Origin of the sequence: Pseudomonas sp. TWP3-1 (genome assembly GCF_049896625.1) — a bacterium.
Lineage (GTDB): Bacteria > Pseudomonadota > Gammaproteobacteria > Pseudomonadales > Pseudomonadaceae > Aquipseudomonas.
On sequence record NZ_JAFCUQ010000013.1, the window covers coordinates 149,391 to 164,723 of the forward strand.

The following is a 15,333-nucleotide window of genomic DNA, read 5'->3' on the forward strand; positions in this document are numbered from 1 at the left end:
GATCCTTGGGGGTGTTGCAATTTGTGTGTGTTGCGAGACTTTACAGACAGGGCTGTACCGCTTGAATCGGCTATGTCTGATAGGGCTGAGCGGTGTTGGAGTTTTGTTTGTAGGGCGGTGGGGTTAGGGGTGTAGGGGATTGGTGGTTAGGTGTATATCCGTTGCTGCGGGTGCTTCTGGTTAGGGTTCCGCCCTTACGGCGGGTCACTTTTTCCAGACGCCGAAAAAGTAACCAAAAAGGCTTTACCCTGACGTTCGGCCCTCGCTGTGGCTCGGGTTCCTTCGCTCCGGGATTGATCCGGGGGCATCGCCTCCGGTTTGCTGCGCTGCACCTCCTCTCGATGTGTTTGGCTGCGCCAAACGTCGCTTCGCTCCCACCCCGGATCAATCCCTCCACTCAGCCTGCCGACGGGCGCTCGAGATCAAGAGCGGTACTCGAGCTAACGCTCATTGTGTTGAGTGGTGAGAGGCGAAGTGCGGTTCTCGGGTGGATATGAAACTGTGGGAGCTGGCCTACCGGCGATGGCGGTGGTTCAGTCGCCGCCGTTCTGACGTTTTGCGTCAACCTGCTGCTGCCACGCTCTTCTCTAACGCCCCGCCGAACTGAATCAACACCACTCCGGCAATCAGCAACAGTGCTCCGGATATGCGTGGCAAGGTCAGGTGTTTTTCCGCCAATCCAAACAGTCCGAAGTGATCCAGCATCATCGATGCAATCACTTGTCCGGCCAGTGCCAGTGCGACGAATCCTGATGCGCCGAGCTTGGGCAAGAGCATCACCGCCAGCGCCACGAAACACACACCGAATGCGCCACCGGCCCACATCCAGATTGGCGCTTTGCTGATGAAAGTCAGTGAGGGCAATGGCAAGCGCAGGGCGATGATTACCGGCAACAGCACCAGCACGCTGACCAGCAGCGAGGCCAGCGTTGCCCATAACGGATGTCCCAATCCGCGCGCCAGATTGGTGTTGATTGCGCTTTGGAATGGCACCACCGCCCCGGCGAATGCGGCCAACAGCAACAGACCGGCCCAATGCAACGTACTCATGATGGTTCTCCAGCAAGGTTTTGCTGGACTCTAAGGTATTCGTCGCGCAGATTTAAATTCCGTTTTGTCATCCGGAACATGCATCAGATGAATGATCTGCGGCGTATCGATCTCAACCTGTTAGTGATCCTCGACGCTTTGCTCAGCGAGCAACACGTGACCCGCGCCGCCGAGCGTCTGCACCTGAGTCAACCGGCGGTCAGTCATGCCTTGGCGCGGTTGCGGGATTTGCTTGGTGATCCGTTGCTGGTGCGCGCCGGCGCAACGTTGGCACCGACGGCGCGAGCGCTGGAGTTGGTCGCGCCGTTGGCTGAGGCCTTGGCTCAGGTGCAATCGCTGTTGGTGCCAAACAGCTTTGATCCGGCCAGTGCGCGTCGGACCTTTCGTGTGGCGATGTCGGATTACGGCGCGGCGATTATTTTGCCGGGGCTGATCCGCACTTTGCGTCGCGAAGCGCCGGGCATCGATCTGCAAATCAGCCATGCCAGTCGCGAAGGCATGCTTGATGGTGTGCTCACTGGCGATATTGATCTGGCCGCCGGGGTGTTTCCCGAACTGCCCAATGAACTGCGTAGCACGCCGTTGTTCGAGGAGCACTACGTGTGTTTGCTGGATCGTCAGAGTTTGCCGGCCGATGGCCAACTCGACCTGCCGACCTACTTGTCACGCCCGCATGTTCTGCTGGAAATGCGCGGCAGTGGCACGCCGGAAATCGAACGCGCGCTGACCGCGTTGCGTGAACGCCGCCGCGTGGCCATCAGCCTGCCGCACTGGAGCGTCGCGCCGCAGTTCATCAGTGGCACCGATCTGATTCTCACGGTGGCTTCGCGTGCGTTGAATGACATAGATAGAGAGTCGCTGATCGTCGTGCCGCCTCCGTTCGAGATCGCGCCGTTCACGTTCGTACTGGCGTGGCACAAGCGCCGGGGTGGGGATCAGGCGTTGAACTGGTTGAATCAGCGGATTGAGGAGGGGATAGTGCGCGGCTGAAATAGATGAGGAGCGGGATGTGACAGTGAAGTCTGCGGTAGTTGGGTGTGTGCTGCTTTGTGCTTGGTTGATGGCGGGGGAGGTGTTTGCTGATTGCACGCCTGCGCCGCTGGCAAGTGAGCGGGATTTCTCGGTTTGCAAGGATTGGCCGGCCTATCCGGGTATGACGCTCAATGCTGTATCGAAGTTTGAGCCGGATCCGGTGTATGGCAAAACGGGTGACGTCGGTAGTTACGATCTCTCTTTATCCGTGTTGTCGGAGGACTCGAAACCACTCGCGACCTATCACCAGCCTACTGCCTTCGTGTCTGATGCTATCGCGCTCGACAGCGTGGAGTTCGATACCGCTCGCTACAAACTTACACCCGAGCTTCGGGCGTTTGGTGTCCGGGTCAGGTTCAAAGGCTCATCCCGCGTCAATCCATTGGATGAAGTCTGGCTGTCGCTCTACGTCAAAGAGGGCGATAAATTGCGCCCGGTACTGGATCGGCTGGTGACGTACAACTACAGCGGCGAGTGGGATGGCGGTTGTGCAGGAGAGCGCGCTTATATGGAGCGCACCCTCGAAATCGGCAAAACCAGTTCCCATGGTTACGCAGATCTGATCATCAAATCGGTTGTGACGGGCCTCGTCGGTGAAGGGCCGCCGGACACTTGCGAGTTGAGGAGCACGCCTGAAAAACCCGTGTTCACCACACTTCGCTATGACGGCAAGTCGTATGTTTTGCCTCAGGGCTTCAAAGGCACTTAACAGGCAGCCGTCAAACACAACTTTTATCAAGGAAGAACAATGCTCACCTCAACCAGACTCTTAATCGCCCTCAGCTTTCTCGCCATCACCACCCAGGCCCAAGCCGCCTGCGAGGTAAAGAAGTTCAACGGCCAATCGCTTTCACGCTGCAAAGTCTGGCCGGCGTTTCCGGATCAGGCGATCTCGGCAAAGTCCACGTTCTTGACGGATTCCGACGACGGGCATGACGGGGTGTTTGATCTCGACCTGTCGCTGCTCAACGCTTCCAACGCCAAGCCGCTTGCCACGTTCGTCAAACCAGGCGCGTACAACTCCGATGCCATCCGTTTCGTTGATCTGGTAATCGACACCGCACGCTACAGACTGGCACCGAACGTTCGTGCATTCGGTTTGCGCTCGAAGTTTGCCGACCAGATGTCACGCGCCAATCCCTACGCGAAAACCGATCTGGCATTGTATGTACGCGAAGGAACTAAACTGCGTCCGGTGCTTGAGGGCCTGGTCATCCGCAAAGACTTCGGCGAGGGGTCAAGTGAGTGTGAAACGCAGGACACACGAATTCGCAGAACCGTCGAAATAGGTCCTTTGAGCCACAATGGATTTTCCGATCTGATTGTCAGCTCCAGCGGCGTGGTGATGACCTCGTACAAATCCGGCAAAGAATGCCTCTCGAAAACCACCGACCTGAAGAAAACCCAAACCACCCTCAGCTACGACGGTACTCAATACCTCATCCCCGAAGACTTGCGAGGTTACTGATCCGATGCTCACCGGCCTCAACCACTTGACCCTCGCCGTCACCGATCTGAACCGCAGCCTCGCGTTCTACCGCGACGTGCTGCATCTGCGGGTTGAAGCTACGTGGGACGCCGGCGCTTATCTGTCGCTCCCGGGTCTGTGGTTGTGCCTGTCCCTCGATCCGAAGCGCAATTCAGAACCCGCCTCCGACTACACCCATTACGCCTTCAGCCTCGGCGCAGCGGATTTCCCGCTGTTCGTGCAGCAGCTACGTGCCGCGAACGTACGCGAATGGCGTGACAACCGCAGCGAAGGTGCGTCGTTCTACTTCCTCGACCCGGACGGGCACAAGCTCGAAGCGCATGTCGGTGACTTGGCCTCGCGTCTGGCCGCGTGTCGGCAAAAGCCTTACGCGGGCATGCGTTTCTTCGACGAGTCGTGATCAACCGCCAATCGCTGATATAGACTGGCCGCCACGTTTTCTGGCGCTTGCAGGTTGTCCATGACTCCATCGTTGCTACTGGCCGTGCTGGCCTCGGGTTTCATTTACGGCATCACGCCGGGACCGGGTGTGCTGGCGGTGTTCGGCATCGGTGCGGCGCGTGGCCGGCGGGCCGGGGCGGGGTTTCTCTGCGGACATCTGCTCGGCGATGTGATCTGGTGCAGCACGGCGTTGATCGCGATTGTCGGCGCCAAGGAAATCGGCAGCACCGCGTTCGATGTGCTCGGTGTGCTCAGCGCTCTGTACCTGTTCTGGCTCGGCTGGCGTGCGGTACGCGCCAAACGTAGTGACGGTGAGCAACCCCAGGGCGCGGCGCGTCATCCATTTTGGCACGGCATCCTGTTCGGCCTGACCAATCCCAAAGCGTACCCGGTGGCGGTGGCGACTTTTACCGCGTTGCTGTCGAGCCGCGCCGAGTTGCTCAACTGGTCGATGCTGCCGATGCTGATCGCCCTGAGTTTCCTCGGCGGCGTGCTGGCCTACGCTATTCTGATCGGCATTGTCGGCGCGCGGCAGGTACGCACGTTGTACCAGCGGCATGAGTTGGCGATCACTCGCTTGTGCGGAGTGATGTTCATCGGGTTCGCGATCAACGCGCTGGTGCATGCGTTGCCCGGATTGCTACCGAACAAGGCTTGAACTCAATCGCAGGACGCGAAGTTGTCGGGGCAGGGATGGTTGCTCAGTGCTGCATTGTCCGGACACCCACGCTGAATCATGGAAAAGCGAAATTCCGCGCCGTTGGCGAGTTACCTCGACCTGTTGCTGGACGCCGTGTGTGCGGTGGACAAGCAGGGCCGCTTCGTTTTTGTCAGTGCGGCGTGCGAGCGAATTCTCGGCTACACGCCTGACGAATTGATCGGCCAGTCGATGATCGATTACGTGCACCCGGCCGACCGTGAGCGCACCTTGGCGGCGGCCAGCGACATCATGGGCGGCGAGCCCAAGCTCAACTTCGAGAACCGTTACCTGCGCAAGGACGGCGGCGTCGTGCATATTCTGTGGTCAGCGCGCTGGTCGGAGGTCGATCAACTGCGCATCGCCGTGGCCCGCGACATTACCGAGCGCAAACTGGCGGAATCGCGTCAGGCCGCGCTGTACGCGATCTCCGAAGCGGCGCATGCGGCGGAGGATTTACTCGCGCTGTTCAAGCGTATCCACCTGATCATCGGCGAATGGCTGCCGGCGCTGAATTTCTCCGTCGCGCTGTATGACGAACACTGCGCGCAGCTGAATTTTCCCTATCACGTCGATGACGATGAGTTGCAGCCGGAGCAGCCCGGTACGGTGACGGGACGTCTGTGCTCGGAAGTGATCCGCAGTGGCCAGCCGATTCTGCTGACCCCGGATTGCCCACACACGCCTCCGGAATTCGAAGCATTGGTGGCCGGTCAGCAATCACCGTGCTGGCTCGGCGTGCCGCTCAACTCGAAAGACCGCACCATCGGCGCGCTGATCGTCAAAAGCCTGGCCGGCGGCGAGCGCTATACCGAGCGCGACAAGGAACTGCTGCAATACGTCTGCGCCCAGGTCGCCACCGCCATCGAACGCCAACAGTTGCACGCGCGGCTGCGACGTATGGCGCAATACGATCAGCTCACGCAATTGCCCAACCGCGAACTGCTGCGCGACCGACTCAAGACCGCACTGGCCCTCGCGCGCGCGCAGTCCGGCCACATGGCGCTGTTGTACGTGGATCTGGATCGCTTCAAACAGGTCAACGACAGCTTTGGCCACGCGGTCGGCGACATGCTGCTACAAGCTGTGGCCAGTCGACTCAAGGGCTGCGTACGCGAGACGGACACGGTGGCGCGGATTGGCGGCGACGAATTCGTGGTGTTACTGCACAGCCTGCATGCAGCCGAAGATGCCGACAGCGTGGCGGAAAAAATCCGACAGGTACTGGTGCAACCGTTGCGCCTGGATGGCCACAATCTGCACATTGAACCGAGCATCGGCGTAGCTCGTTATCCGGAACACGGCCATCATGAAGAGCAACTGTTCCGTCATGCGGATCAGGCCATGTACGCCGCCAAACGCCTGAATCATCGAGCGCTGGGTATCTAGTCCGGGCGCGCCGTTCGTCGCAGCGCTGGCAATTTTTCTAAACCTTTGTCCGTCAGGAAATTCTCAATCTAGGCGGGCACCTGCTCGCGACGATCAATACCAAGAGGTAGAGAATCATGCCTAATTCAAGGAACTCGAACTCGGGAAACTTCGCCAACGATCGAACGAAGGCGTCTGAAGCCGGTCGCAAAGGTGGGAAAACCACCACAACGACGGTCGACAAAGAGCCTGCGAAAACAGAAACGGGCCGCAAGCCTGCTCAGAAGTCGAAGTAGTCGGTGAAGGTAGTTTTGATTAAGAGGCGGGGGCGCAAGCTCCCGCTTGAATTCCGCTAGAAGGAGGGCGCGACCATGAGCCGGATGGCCACCCGAGTCCGCAACATCAGTTTTATTAGCCTGCTGGGATTGTTCGCCAGCAGCGCATTTGCCCAGTCGCCCGCCGACTTCATCAACGATGCCTCGGCCAAAGGCATGGCCGACATTGAAGCCAGTCGTTTGGCGCACGGGAAGACCGAATCCAGAGAGGTCAAGGATTACACCATCACCGTGATCAACGACCGCACCACGGCCAATCAGCATCTGGCGAAGATCGCCAAAAAGCTCGACTTGCCGGTCGCCCCGCGTGAAGTAGTCGCGGATAAAGCCAAAGAGTTGATGCCTGAGGTGAAGGACGGCGCGACGTTTGATCAGGCCTATGCAGCGAGTCAGGTGAAGGCTACCGAGGACGCTATCAAGCAAATCGAGCTTGAAGCGCAGACTACCGACGTGCCAGAGATCAAGGCGTTTGCCGATGAGACTTTGCCCAAACTGCAGAGTCATCTGGAGAAGGCTAGGGCGTTGCAAGCGAGTCGTTGATTTTGCGAGTAAAAAACGGCGCGTATTGCGCCGTTTTTTTGTGCTGGCGAATTACCTTTGGGGCCTGAGTTCCACCGCAACCTGGCAGCGAAAATATCCCACTGCTTCGCATTGCTGATTGACCAGCATGAAGTTCAGCGCGCACTGGGCGGTACCGAACGTTTTCGGCGTGCATACCCAGAAATGGTCATCCGCCCTGTGGCTTGCCGGCACCGTCGGATTGGTGTGATCAGGGGCGGGGACGGTGAGGTCTTGGTGGACCTCAAGCTTCGGCTCGGAAAGCACAGCGCTGTCGTCGGTTGTCATGTTGTAGACCGCTACGCTGTGTTCGGCGATCAGGCTAATGGACCGTGAGCGAAAATGCAGGTCCCGGTCAATTTCAACGGTCAGCGTCACATTGCTGTCATTTGTAGCTATTTTCTTCGAGTTGGCAGCTGTGATGATAAAAATGAATTCGTCAGTAATGCTCGTCGGGTTAGCGGCATCTGCACTCGGGTCGGGATAACCCGTGAGTACAGATTCAGCATCAATGACAAGCAATACATTCTGTGCATTGGTCACGGCGCTGGAGGGGGATGGGATCGGTTGAGAAGTCATCATGGATTCCTTTCATGATGGTGGCGCAACATGGCAGCCGCTTCGGTCAAGGCAAAACATCCTGTTCCGGCCGGGGCGGTGTCGGATCGGTAGACCCCTCGTTGCCAAGGGGTCGGTGCATCGTCAGTTGCGAATGGTGATGAATGGATCCCACGAGCAGCAGCCGACGATCTTGCAATCGCGATCAACAATCAGGAAGTGGAAATGATAAGTCACACTGCCGCACGACAGCGTTTCCGAAGACCAGTAATGGTTGTCGACTTTCTGACAGCTAGGCACTGATGGATTGCTGGTGTTTGGTACCGCAACGCAGGCGGTTGCCTTGCGTGGGGTCGGCGTGGAGATCAACTCGCTACCTTGATTACCAATAAACTTGTAGAAAATCACTGCCGTTTCGAAACTCTGCGACAGGCTGGTTTCACGCCAGCGAATCAGATCACCGACCTGCGCTTTGATGTTCAGCTCGCCACCGGCCTGGCCGTTGATTACGTTGTCCCGATTGGTAACCATGTACACATGATTGACGTCGATCATCGTCGGCGAGGCCGGATTTTTACTGATGTTCGGGTAGTTTTTCAGAATGGTTTCGGTGTCGATGGAAACCAGCACATCGGTAACTCGAGACATGGTAACGCTCCTTTTTCATAGTGAACGTCGGACTGCAATCCAGGCACGACGACGCTTGCTTGCCGTATGGCGTTTGCGAGCACACTACTGGGGGAACCCACCGGGTCAGGGGAAATGAGCAGGCCGTGCTCCATGCACGAAAACTTTCGAATCGGGTTCCTTCCGACTGCCGCAGCTTGACTATAGGCAGGATTTTATAGCTGTCAAAATCGCTTTTGCCTGGGTCGACGAGCGGTCGCTTTTCAGACAAGGTTCTAATCCTGACGGTCCCGACGCCTACTGCGCAGACATCGTCGGAAAATGAGTCACTGTGGAACTGCTCGCGGTGCTGACTGTATTGTGACGCTCCGCAGGAAGATCCCGACAGGAGAACGCAATGACCTGGTCCGCCAAACAATACGTCGCTTTCGAAGATGAACGCACCCGTCCGGCGCGTGACTTGCTGGCGGCTATCCCCACGCCAGACGCACGCTCCGTGGTCGATATCGGTTGTGGCCCGGGTAACTCGACCGAGTTGCTGGCGCAGCGTTTTGCGGATGCGCAAGTACAAGGACTGGACAGTTCGCCGGACATGATCGAGGCCGCGCGCAAGCGGTTGCCGCAGTTGCAGTTCGATGTGGCAGAGATTGATCAGTGGGCGGAGGCCGGGTCGTTTGATGTGATCTTTGCCAATGCTGTTTTGCAGTGGTTGCCGGATCACGCGACATTGTTGCCGGCGCTGGTGGAGAAGTTGGCGGTGGGTGGCAGTCTGGCGATTCAGATGCCGGATAACTTGAATGAGCCGTCGCATCGGTTGATACGGGAAGTGGCTGCGAATGGCCCTTGGGCCGGCAAGCTTGCCGATGCTGCGGGGCAGCGAACGGAGATGGCCAGTGCCAGTGCTTACTTCTCGATGTTGCGAGCGCACTGTTCGCGGGTCGATGTGTGGCGTACGACTTATCACCATCAGTTGGCGGGCGGGGCGGCCGGGGTTGTTGAATGGTTCAAGGGTAGCGGGTTGATTCCGTTCCTCAGCCCTCTGACGGAAGTGGAGCGCGAGGCATATCTGGCGTTGTATCTGGAGGCTGTTGCCAAGGCTTATCCGGCGTTGGCGGATGGCTCGGTGCTGTTGCCGTTTCCGCGCTTGTTTATTGTGGCTACGCGCTAGAGAACTGAAGCAAACCTTGTGGCGAGGGAGGTTGCTCCCGCCGGGCTGCGAAGCGACCCCAAAATCCTGGATCGGCTTCGCAATCCATCAACTCAGCGCTGAACCGCCACCAACATCATCATCGGCCGCTCACGCTCTTCCGCCAGCGCCGGTTGCGCCGCCACCTCCGCATCACTCGGCCCCCATTCATTAACGTGACGAATGGCAAACCCTGCCGCAATCAACGAATTCAGCAACGTCCCGACCGTACGATGCTGCTTGATCACCCCGTCCGCCAACCAGTTCGTCACCCGCTCACCTTCCATCTGATAGCTGTCCAGCGGCCAGCGTTTGCGCCCTTCACCGTCGATCAGCCAACCCGGATTACGCGGCGCCATGAAGATCGGATGCTCAATCGAAAACACAAAATGCGCACCCGGTTTTAGCGCCGCATACAGCTTGGCGAACAGCCCTGAAAGATCCTTGATGTAATGCAGCGCCAGCGAGCTGTAGGCCAGATCGAAAGTGCACGTAGGCAAATCGAGCTGTTCGAGGTCGGCACGTTCGTAGCGGATGTTCGCGGCTGACGTAGTTTCCCGCGCTCGTTCGAGCATTTTCTGCGAGACATCCAGCCCCAGCACATCAGCAGCGCCTTGCTCGCTGGCCCAACGGCAGAACCAGCCATAACCGCAGCCCAGATCCACCACCCGCAGACCGTGCATGGAGGGCAGCAACGCCTTCAGCGCCGGCCATTCCGGCGCGGCGTCGAGGCCGCCGATGGAGCGGTTCATCTGGCTGTAGCCCTGGAAGAATTCGGGATCGTCGTAGATGTTTTGAGTCATGGGGAGATGCTAGCGGGTCGTGAGCCGGGAGAGAACAGGTTGAATGTTGGGGATGTGTAATTGCTGTATTTCGATTCGGGATGTTTAACGCGTGTTTCGAATTTGCCGAACCTTCCCACAATGTTTTCAGGTTGTCCGTCGGAAGCGCGGTCTCTAGCCTGTGTGGGTCGCTGCCAAATCAGCGACCGGGATTGGAACTCCGCGGCTCTACTGACTGCAAATGCACTTTTCATGACGTATGCTTGCGCGCCTTGATGGTGTGCACTCCGTTATGGCGGCTGTGCGCGGGAGACTTCGAGTCTGTCGGGTTTTGCTCAGTGGCCCGGGTTCCAACCTGCGTACAGCTGCCACCTCTTCGCGTGGAACCGAAAGGGTCAGCTCCAACCATCACGCTGAGTATCAAAATCATGATCAAACCAACACCGAATCCACCCGAGTTCGAAACCGACCCAACATCCCCCTACGCGTCCATCGACTCCAGAAAGCTCCACGAAGCCGCCGACCGCGCTCTCGATCACTACCTTTGCCCCGGCGCCCACGTCATGGGCAGCAGCAACGAACCCGCGCCGATGTACTTCGCCAACCCGGCGTGCGACACCGAATCCCTGCTCGCCAACGCCAGCGAATCACTCGGTTCCGCCACCGAGATGCTCTACAACTTCGCCGCCGTGCTCGACCCCGCCCACCGCAAGACCGCGCTGGGCATTGCGCAGGTGGTCATGCTCGGAGGGCTGGCGGTGAATCAGGCACTGGATAACGTTGAGCTGAAGGCATGAGCACTTCGTAAGCGTTTTCCCGCAGGCATAAAAAAACCGGTCATTACGACCGGTTTTTCCTACTTCTACATGGCTCGTCAGTTTTTGGTTTTTGGTCAATTTGGCTGCGTATTTGTTTTTCTAAAGGGTCATATTAGGTCTGTATAATCAATTTTTCTTCTATAATTGGTCAAATATAGCCAAATAGGATTTTCAGGAGGGTGGCCATGTCATTCATGCACGTGCTCTATTCGCCGGCTGAGATTGCAAGGACTGTTGGAGAGAACGCGAAAACGCTGCGTCTCTCAAAAAACCTCTCCCGGAAGACGCTCGCCGAAAAATCGGGTGTGTCTGAGTCCACCATCAAGCGATTTGAGGCGACGGGAGTAGTAACTCTGGAGGCTCTGATCCTTATGGCCACCGCTCTTGATGAACTGACTTCCGTGACCAGGCTCTTCAAGCCTGAGCATCCGAATTCACTCGAAGAGCTCAAAAATGCCAAGCGCAAGCGAGGGATGAAGTGATGAAGAAAGAGTTCAAGCACACTGAATCTCTGACTGTGTTGAAAAATGCCGTGAAGGTCGGAGAGCTGTTTAAAGCCAAAGGGAAGGGGATCTACTTCGCTTACGATCAGGGGTGGCTCGTCACTGGCTACAACCTTTCGCCGCTGACGATGGTCTGGGACGAAAAACCACAACTGGCCAAAAACACTAGCCTCTTCGAAGGGCTCCATGGGCCATTTGCTGATTCCCTGCCAGATGGTTGGGGGACGCTGCTGATGGACCGATTTTTCAACAGCACCTTCGGTGACGGCACCCATCTCACCGTCACGGCTCTGGATCGCCTTGCCTACATGGGCGACCGAAGCATGGGCGCTTTTGAGTACCGGCCGAAGGCTGAACAATCAGAGCTAGTCGGTCCTGTTGATATCTCCCAACTGTATGAAGCGTCCATCAAGGTTCAGGAGGGCGATACCCAAGCGGTGCTCACCAAGCTACGACTAGCCGGTGGCTCACCGGGTGGTGCTCGTCCAAAGGCGATTGTGGCTCTCTCTGACAATGGTACCAATGCAACGTCGGCCTTCGGGCCGCTTCCCGAGGGCTATGCACACTGGATCGTAAAGTTCAGAGCGCTGTACGAACCGGCGGAAACAGGGAGCATTGAGTTCGCATATGCAGAGATGGCGAGGGTAGCCGGAGTCAACATGGCTGAGTCGCGCATCTTGAGTATGCAGATGCCCAATGGCCAGGTTGAAAACTTCTTCGCGACGAAACGTTTCGATCGAGAGGGCGATCGCAAGATACACATGATGACCGTATCGGCACTGATGTATGCGAACTACCGTGCGTTGTCATCCATTGATTACCCTAATCTGTTGAAGCTCACCCAGGTGCTGACTAAAAGCTCTGTCGAAGTCGAAAAAATGGCCAGGTTGATGATCTTCAACGCGCTGGCGCATAACCATGACGACCACGCGAAGAACTTTGCTTTCCTTTGTCACGATTCTGCAACGCCTGGTGAAAAGGAGACATGGACGCTTTCTCCCGCGTACGACGTTACGTTCGCAAACGCCATGGGTGAGCACACCACTGACTTCGGTGGGCGTACCCCCGGCAAACCTACCAGGAAGCGAATCATGCAGATCTGCGGGGATTACAAATACCTCAAAGCCGAGGCGTACATCGAGCAGACTCTCGCCGCTCTGTCAGACTGGAAAGAGGTATTCACTCGATTGAAGATCCCACATAGAGCAGGGGAGCCAATCTTCAACGTGCTGGCGAAGCTGCACAAAGAATTTGAGAGGTAGCGCGACGCGCCCAATCGATATCAACGTCGGGAACTCCTGAGAAAAAGCCAAACCCCAGACACAAAAAAACCGGCCATCAAGACCGGTTTTTGTTTTTCCGCATCCCCCGTCAAACCGCAACGCAGGACAAATATTCGATTGGAAACGGGTGGCGGGATTCGGTATAGCTTCCTTATCCCAGGGATTCAAAGATGATGAAACTTCAACAGCTCCTTCCAAATGTAACCGTAGCTATAGCGTAGCCAGGTAACTTTTAAGAAGTCGAAGCCACGTCGTAGCCAGCTGTTTTCTCGCGCTTTGAGTTCTTTGGCTATTTCATCTAGTAACCATTCATCCTGAAAACCACTCCAGACAGGAGGGGCGGGCGTTTCAAGGTTGCTGAAGCACACAGGCGCAACCTCTGAGTACAAGATGTCCTCCACGACCTTTGGGTCGTAACTCCGTATTCGTTCTGCGATAGAGGCATAGTCGACGGCGCTGTCTACGAAGGCTTCTGCCAGCGCGATCTGGATACTTGCTCGTTCCGCAGGCGTCAGAATATGTGCCATTGGGCCAGCTCCTCTAGCTCTGGGTCGAACGTATCAGTTGCAACCCCGCCAACAATGGCTCCGGCCATGCTTTCAACTGTTTCCTTGGCTTTGTCATCTGCGTTCAGTATTTGTTTTCTGCTCAAGAGTTTCTGAACTCTCACCCCTCAGCTCACTCCGGAAAGCAAACTCTCATAAGGAATCCGCAGGCCCTCGTGCAAGCGTTTGATCATCGACAGGCTCAGTTTTCGTTTGCGGTTCAATACTTCCGACACGCGTCCGCTGGTGCCAATGAAAGGCTCGAGGTCGCGCGGAGTAAGACCTTGCTGGTCCATACGAAACTTGATCGCCTCAATCGGATCGGACGGTGGCATCGGGTAATGTTCTTCTTCGTACTTTTCGATGAGCAGCGCCAGGATCTCCAGTTCATCGCCTTCAGTCGAGCCGACCTCGGCGCCCCAGAGTGCTTCCACACGCGTCAACGCAGCGGCCAGATCTTCCGGGCTACGAATCGGTTTAATGTTCATTACACAGTCTCCGCATTGATCTGGTCATACTGGGCATGGGTGCCGACGAACCGGATGAAGCCAAGCTGCCGCTGATAATCAATCGCCAGAATCACTCGATATTTGTTACCACCGATATTGAAAACAACCCTCGCACCTTTGAGGATGCTGGCTGTTCGCAGCTCGGCTTTGATCTCTTGGCTTTGTTGTGAGGGTAGGAGCACTCACGTGGAAAGGGGAGCTGGAATATTTTTCAAGGAGTAACCGCTGAGTTTCCTGCTCGGTTTCACCAAACCCCAGACACAAAAAAACCGGCCATCAAGACCGGTTTTTTGTACTTGTGCATCCCCCGTCAAACCACAACGCAGGACAAATATTCGATTGGAGCGGGTGAAGGGAATCGAACCCTCGTTATCAGCTTGGGAAGCTGGAGTAATGCCATTATACGACACCCGCTCAGAGCGGCTGACTTTGTACCAGACTCGGCCACGGATGAGAAGTTTTCTTTGCGCCGACGCGCTGCAAAAGCCTGAATCAGAGCCAAAACGGTCAATCGCAAGCAAGCACTGAGGACTCCGAGTCGATGGAAACTCAGTCCCGCAGGCTTGCTCGCAATGACACTCTTTCAAATAGCCAATGCATGGTGATCCTGAACAAACTGGTAACGCGTTCGGCTGGCTTGCGGTGCTGGTTTCAGAAAGCCGAGCAGGGCGTTCTGGCTGTCGCGGCAGGCCGATTTGTGTTCCATGTCGAGGAAGTGCCCGGTGGCTTGCAGCGTGGTGAAGGTGCTTTGCGCCACGTGGTTGCCGAACAGGCGGGCGTCGGTGGCGGCGGTGTATTCGTCCCATTCGCCGTTGAGGAACAGCACCGGCACGTTGATCTTCTGCGCGGCTTTCAGATAGCACTGCCGATCGCTGTGCAGCACGTCGCTGATGTGGAAGTGCATCTGCCCGTATTCGTGCTCGGCCAAGCTGCTGACGTGACGATAGTTGAAGCGCTTGAACAGCGACGGCAGGTGTTTGCCGATGGTGCTGTTGACCAGTTCGCCAACGCGGTCTCCATCACGTTTGCCGAGGTAATCAACGCCGCGTTCGAGGTAGTCGAGCATGTGCGCGTTGATCACCGGGGAGAACGAGCTGATCACGGCTTTTTCGATGCGTCGTGGCTGGTGCGCCAGCGCGACCAGCGTGGCGGCGCCACCCCATGAGAACGACAGAACGTGTTCGGCGGCGAAGTGGTCGATCAGCTCGAGCAGGATCTGCCCTTCGACGTCTTTCGTCAGATGTTTCTCATGGCGATTGTGGACTTTCGACTTGCCCGCGTAGGGCTGGTCGTAGCAGACCACGTTGAATTGCGGGTGCAGATTTTTCACGGTTTGTGCAAACGACGCAGTCGTGGCCATCGAGCCGTTGACCAGAATAATGGTCTTTTCTGCGGCGTCTGCGCGATAGAACTCCGTGTAAACCCGATACTGACCCTGTATATCCAGCACAGCGATTTCTGGCCTCATGTCATAAGACTCCTGGCAAGCAAGCGGGTATGCGCGCAAATAGAGATTGCACGAGCTTTGTGACAGGTAGGCATACGCCTTGAA

Annotated in this window: 19 protein-coding genes, 1 tRNA gene and 1 pseudogene; 12 read left to right on the forward strand and 9 right to left on the reverse strand. The window is 56.9% G+C overall.

Annotated elements, in window-relative coordinates; genetic code table 11:
* Positions 1 to 561 precede the first annotated feature (561 nt).
* A complete protein-coding gene (locus tag ACP7BN_RS18645; protein WP_420648143.1) occupies positions 562 to 1,050 on the reverse strand; it encodes a DMT family transporter in 489 nt (162 codons plus the stop codon).
* A 78-nt stretch (positions 1,051 to 1,128) separates the two neighbouring features.
* Here ACP7BN_RS18645 and ACP7BN_RS18650 point away from each other — a divergent pair, with 78 nt between their 5' ends.
* From ACP7BN_RS18650 to ACP7BN_RS18685, 8 genes are all read left to right on the forward strand, one after another.
* Positions 1,129 to 2,040 (forward strand): LysR family transcriptional regulator, encoded by a 912-nt coding sequence (locus tag ACP7BN_RS18650; RefSeq protein WP_426205583.1) that lies wholly within the window; start codon positions 1,129 to 1,131, stop codon positions 2,038 to 2,040.
* Positions 2,041 to 2,059: 19 nt separating this feature from the next.
* On the forward strand, positions 2,060 to 2,791 hold the full coding sequence (locus ACP7BN_RS18655; RefSeq protein WP_426205584.1) for a hypothetical protein: 732 nt from the start codon (positions 2,060 to 2,062) through the stop codon (positions 2,789 to 2,791).
* 39 nt (positions 2,792 to 2,830) lie between these two features.
* A complete protein-coding gene (locus ACP7BN_RS18660) occupies positions 2,831 to 3,550 on the forward strand; it encodes a hypothetical protein (RefSeq protein WP_426205585.1) in 720 nt (239 codons plus the stop codon).
* A gap of 4 nt (positions 3,551 to 3,554) precedes the next feature.
* Positions 3,555 to 3,971, forward strand: coding sequence for a fosfomycin resistance glutathione transferase (gene fos / locus ACP7BN_RS18665; RefSeq protein WP_426205586.1), 417 nt, complete (start codon positions 3,555 to 3,557; stop codon positions 3,969 to 3,971).
* Between the two features lie 60 nt (positions 3,972 to 4,031).
* On the forward strand, positions 4,032 to 4,670 hold the full coding sequence (locus tag ACP7BN_RS18670) for a LysE family translocator (protein WP_426205587.1): 639 nt from the start codon (positions 4,032 to 4,034) through the stop codon (positions 4,668 to 4,670).
* Positions 4,671 to 4,748: 78 nt separating this feature from the next.
* Entirely contained in the window at positions 4,749 to 6,098 is a 1,350-nt protein-coding gene (locus tag ACP7BN_RS18675; protein WP_426205588.1) for a diguanylate cyclase domain-containing protein, read from the forward strand.
* A 116-nt stretch (positions 6,099 to 6,214) separates the two neighbouring features.
* Entirely contained in the window at positions 6,215 to 6,373 is a 159-nt protein-coding gene (locus ACP7BN_RS18680) for a KGG domain-containing protein (RefSeq protein WP_080762009.1), read from the forward strand.
* 75 nt (positions 6,374 to 6,448) lie between these two features.
* Positions 6,449 to 6,952 carry a DUF4142 domain-containing protein gene (locus tag ACP7BN_RS18685; protein WP_426205589.1) on the forward strand — a complete coding sequence of 168 codons (504 nt, stop codon included), beginning with the start codon at positions 6,449 to 6,451 and terminating at the stop codon, positions 6,950 to 6,952.
* Positions 6,953 to 7,003: 51 nt separating this feature from the next.
* On the opposite strand, the gene ACP7BN_RS18690 is transcribed toward ACP7BN_RS18685, so the two are convergent.
* Together ACP7BN_RS18690 and ACP7BN_RS18695 are read right to left on the reverse strand one after the other, a co-directional pair.
* Entirely contained in the window at positions 7,004 to 7,549 is a 546-nt protein-coding gene (locus ACP7BN_RS18690) for an AidA/PixA family protein (protein WP_426205590.1), read from the reverse strand.
* 123 nt (positions 7,550 to 7,672) lie between these two features.
* Positions 7,673 to 8,176, reverse strand: coding sequence for an inclusion body family protein (locus ACP7BN_RS18695; protein WP_426205591.1), 504 nt, complete (start codon positions 8,174 to 8,176; stop codon positions 7,673 to 7,675).
* 376 nt (positions 8,177 to 8,552) lie between these two features.
* Here ACP7BN_RS18695 and tam point away from each other — a divergent pair, with 376 nt between their 5' ends.
* A complete protein-coding gene (gene tam, locus ACP7BN_RS18700) occupies positions 8,553 to 9,323 on the forward strand; it encodes a trans-aconitate 2-methyltransferase (protein ID WP_426205592.1) in 771 nt (256 codons plus the stop codon).
* A gap of 92 nt (positions 9,324 to 9,415) precedes the next feature.
* Here tam and ACP7BN_RS18705 read toward each other — a convergent pair whose 3' ends face one another.
* On the reverse strand, positions 9,416 to 10,144 hold the full coding sequence (locus ACP7BN_RS18705; RefSeq protein ID WP_426205593.1) for a class I SAM-dependent methyltransferase: 729 nt from the start codon (positions 10,142 to 10,144) through the stop codon (positions 9,416 to 9,418).
* Positions 10,145 to 10,551: 407 nt separating this feature from the next.
* Here ACP7BN_RS18705 and ACP7BN_RS18710 point away from each other — a divergent pair, with 407 nt between their 5' ends.
* The 3 genes from ACP7BN_RS18710 to ACP7BN_RS18720 all read left to right on the forward strand — a co-directional run bounded on the left by ACP7BN_RS18710 (position 10,552) and on the right by ACP7BN_RS18720 (position 12,706).
* Positions 10,552 to 10,920: a DUF6124 family protein gene (locus tag ACP7BN_RS18710; RefSeq protein WP_426205594.1), complete on the forward strand. Its 369-nt coding sequence runs from the start codon at positions 10,552 to 10,554 to the stop codon at positions 10,918 to 10,920.
* Positions 10,921 to 11,126: 206 nt separating this feature from the next.
* Complete coding sequence (locus ACP7BN_RS18715) at positions 11,127 to 11,423, forward strand: helix-turn-helix domain-containing protein (protein WP_426205595.1); 297 nt, start codon at positions 11,127 to 11,129, stop codon at positions 11,421 to 11,423.
* The gene (locus tag ACP7BN_RS18720; RefSeq protein ID WP_426205596.1) at positions 11,423 to 12,706 is read left to right on the forward strand and encodes a type II toxin-antitoxin system HipA family toxin; all 1,284 of its coding nucleotides are present in this window, start codon (positions 11,423 to 11,425) and stop codon (positions 12,704 to 12,706) included. The genes ACP7BN_RS18715 and ACP7BN_RS18720 overlap by 1 nt, the downstream gene beginning before the upstream one ends.
* A 185-nt stretch (positions 12,707 to 12,891) precedes the next feature.
* Here ACP7BN_RS18720 and ACP7BN_RS18725 read toward each other — a convergent pair whose 3' ends face one another.
* The 5 genes and pseudogenes from ACP7BN_RS18725 to ACP7BN_RS18745 all read right to left on the reverse strand — a co-directional run bounded on the left by ACP7BN_RS18725 (position 12,892) and on the right by ACP7BN_RS18745 (position 15,249).
* On the reverse strand, positions 12,892 to 13,254 hold the full coding sequence (locus ACP7BN_RS18725) for a DUF7079 family protein (protein WP_426205597.1): 363 nt from the start codon (positions 13,252 to 13,254) through the stop codon (positions 12,892 to 12,894).
* Positions 13,255 to 13,400: 146 nt separating this feature from the next.
* The gene (locus ACP7BN_RS18730) at positions 13,401 to 13,760 is read right to left on the reverse strand and encodes a helix-turn-helix domain-containing protein (protein ID WP_426205598.1); all 360 of its coding nucleotides are present in this window, start codon (positions 13,758 to 13,760) and stop codon (positions 13,401 to 13,403) included.
* Positions 13,760 to 13,939, reverse strand: a pseudogene (locus ACP7BN_RS18735) (type II toxin-antitoxin system HigB family toxin); the annotation flags it as partial. The gene ACP7BN_RS18730 and the pseudogene ACP7BN_RS18735, both read right to left, overlap by 1 nt.
* A gap of 182 nt (positions 13,940 to 14,121) precedes the next feature.
* Positions 14,122 to 14,195: transfer RNA gene (locus ACP7BN_RS18740), tRNA-Gly, on the reverse strand.
* A gap of 169 nt (positions 14,196 to 14,364) precedes the next feature.
* Positions 14,365 to 15,249, reverse strand: coding sequence for an alpha/beta fold hydrolase (locus tag ACP7BN_RS18745; protein WP_426205599.1), 885 nt, complete (start codon positions 15,247 to 15,249; stop codon positions 14,365 to 14,367).
* Positions 15,250 to 15,333 lie beyond the last annotated feature (84 nt).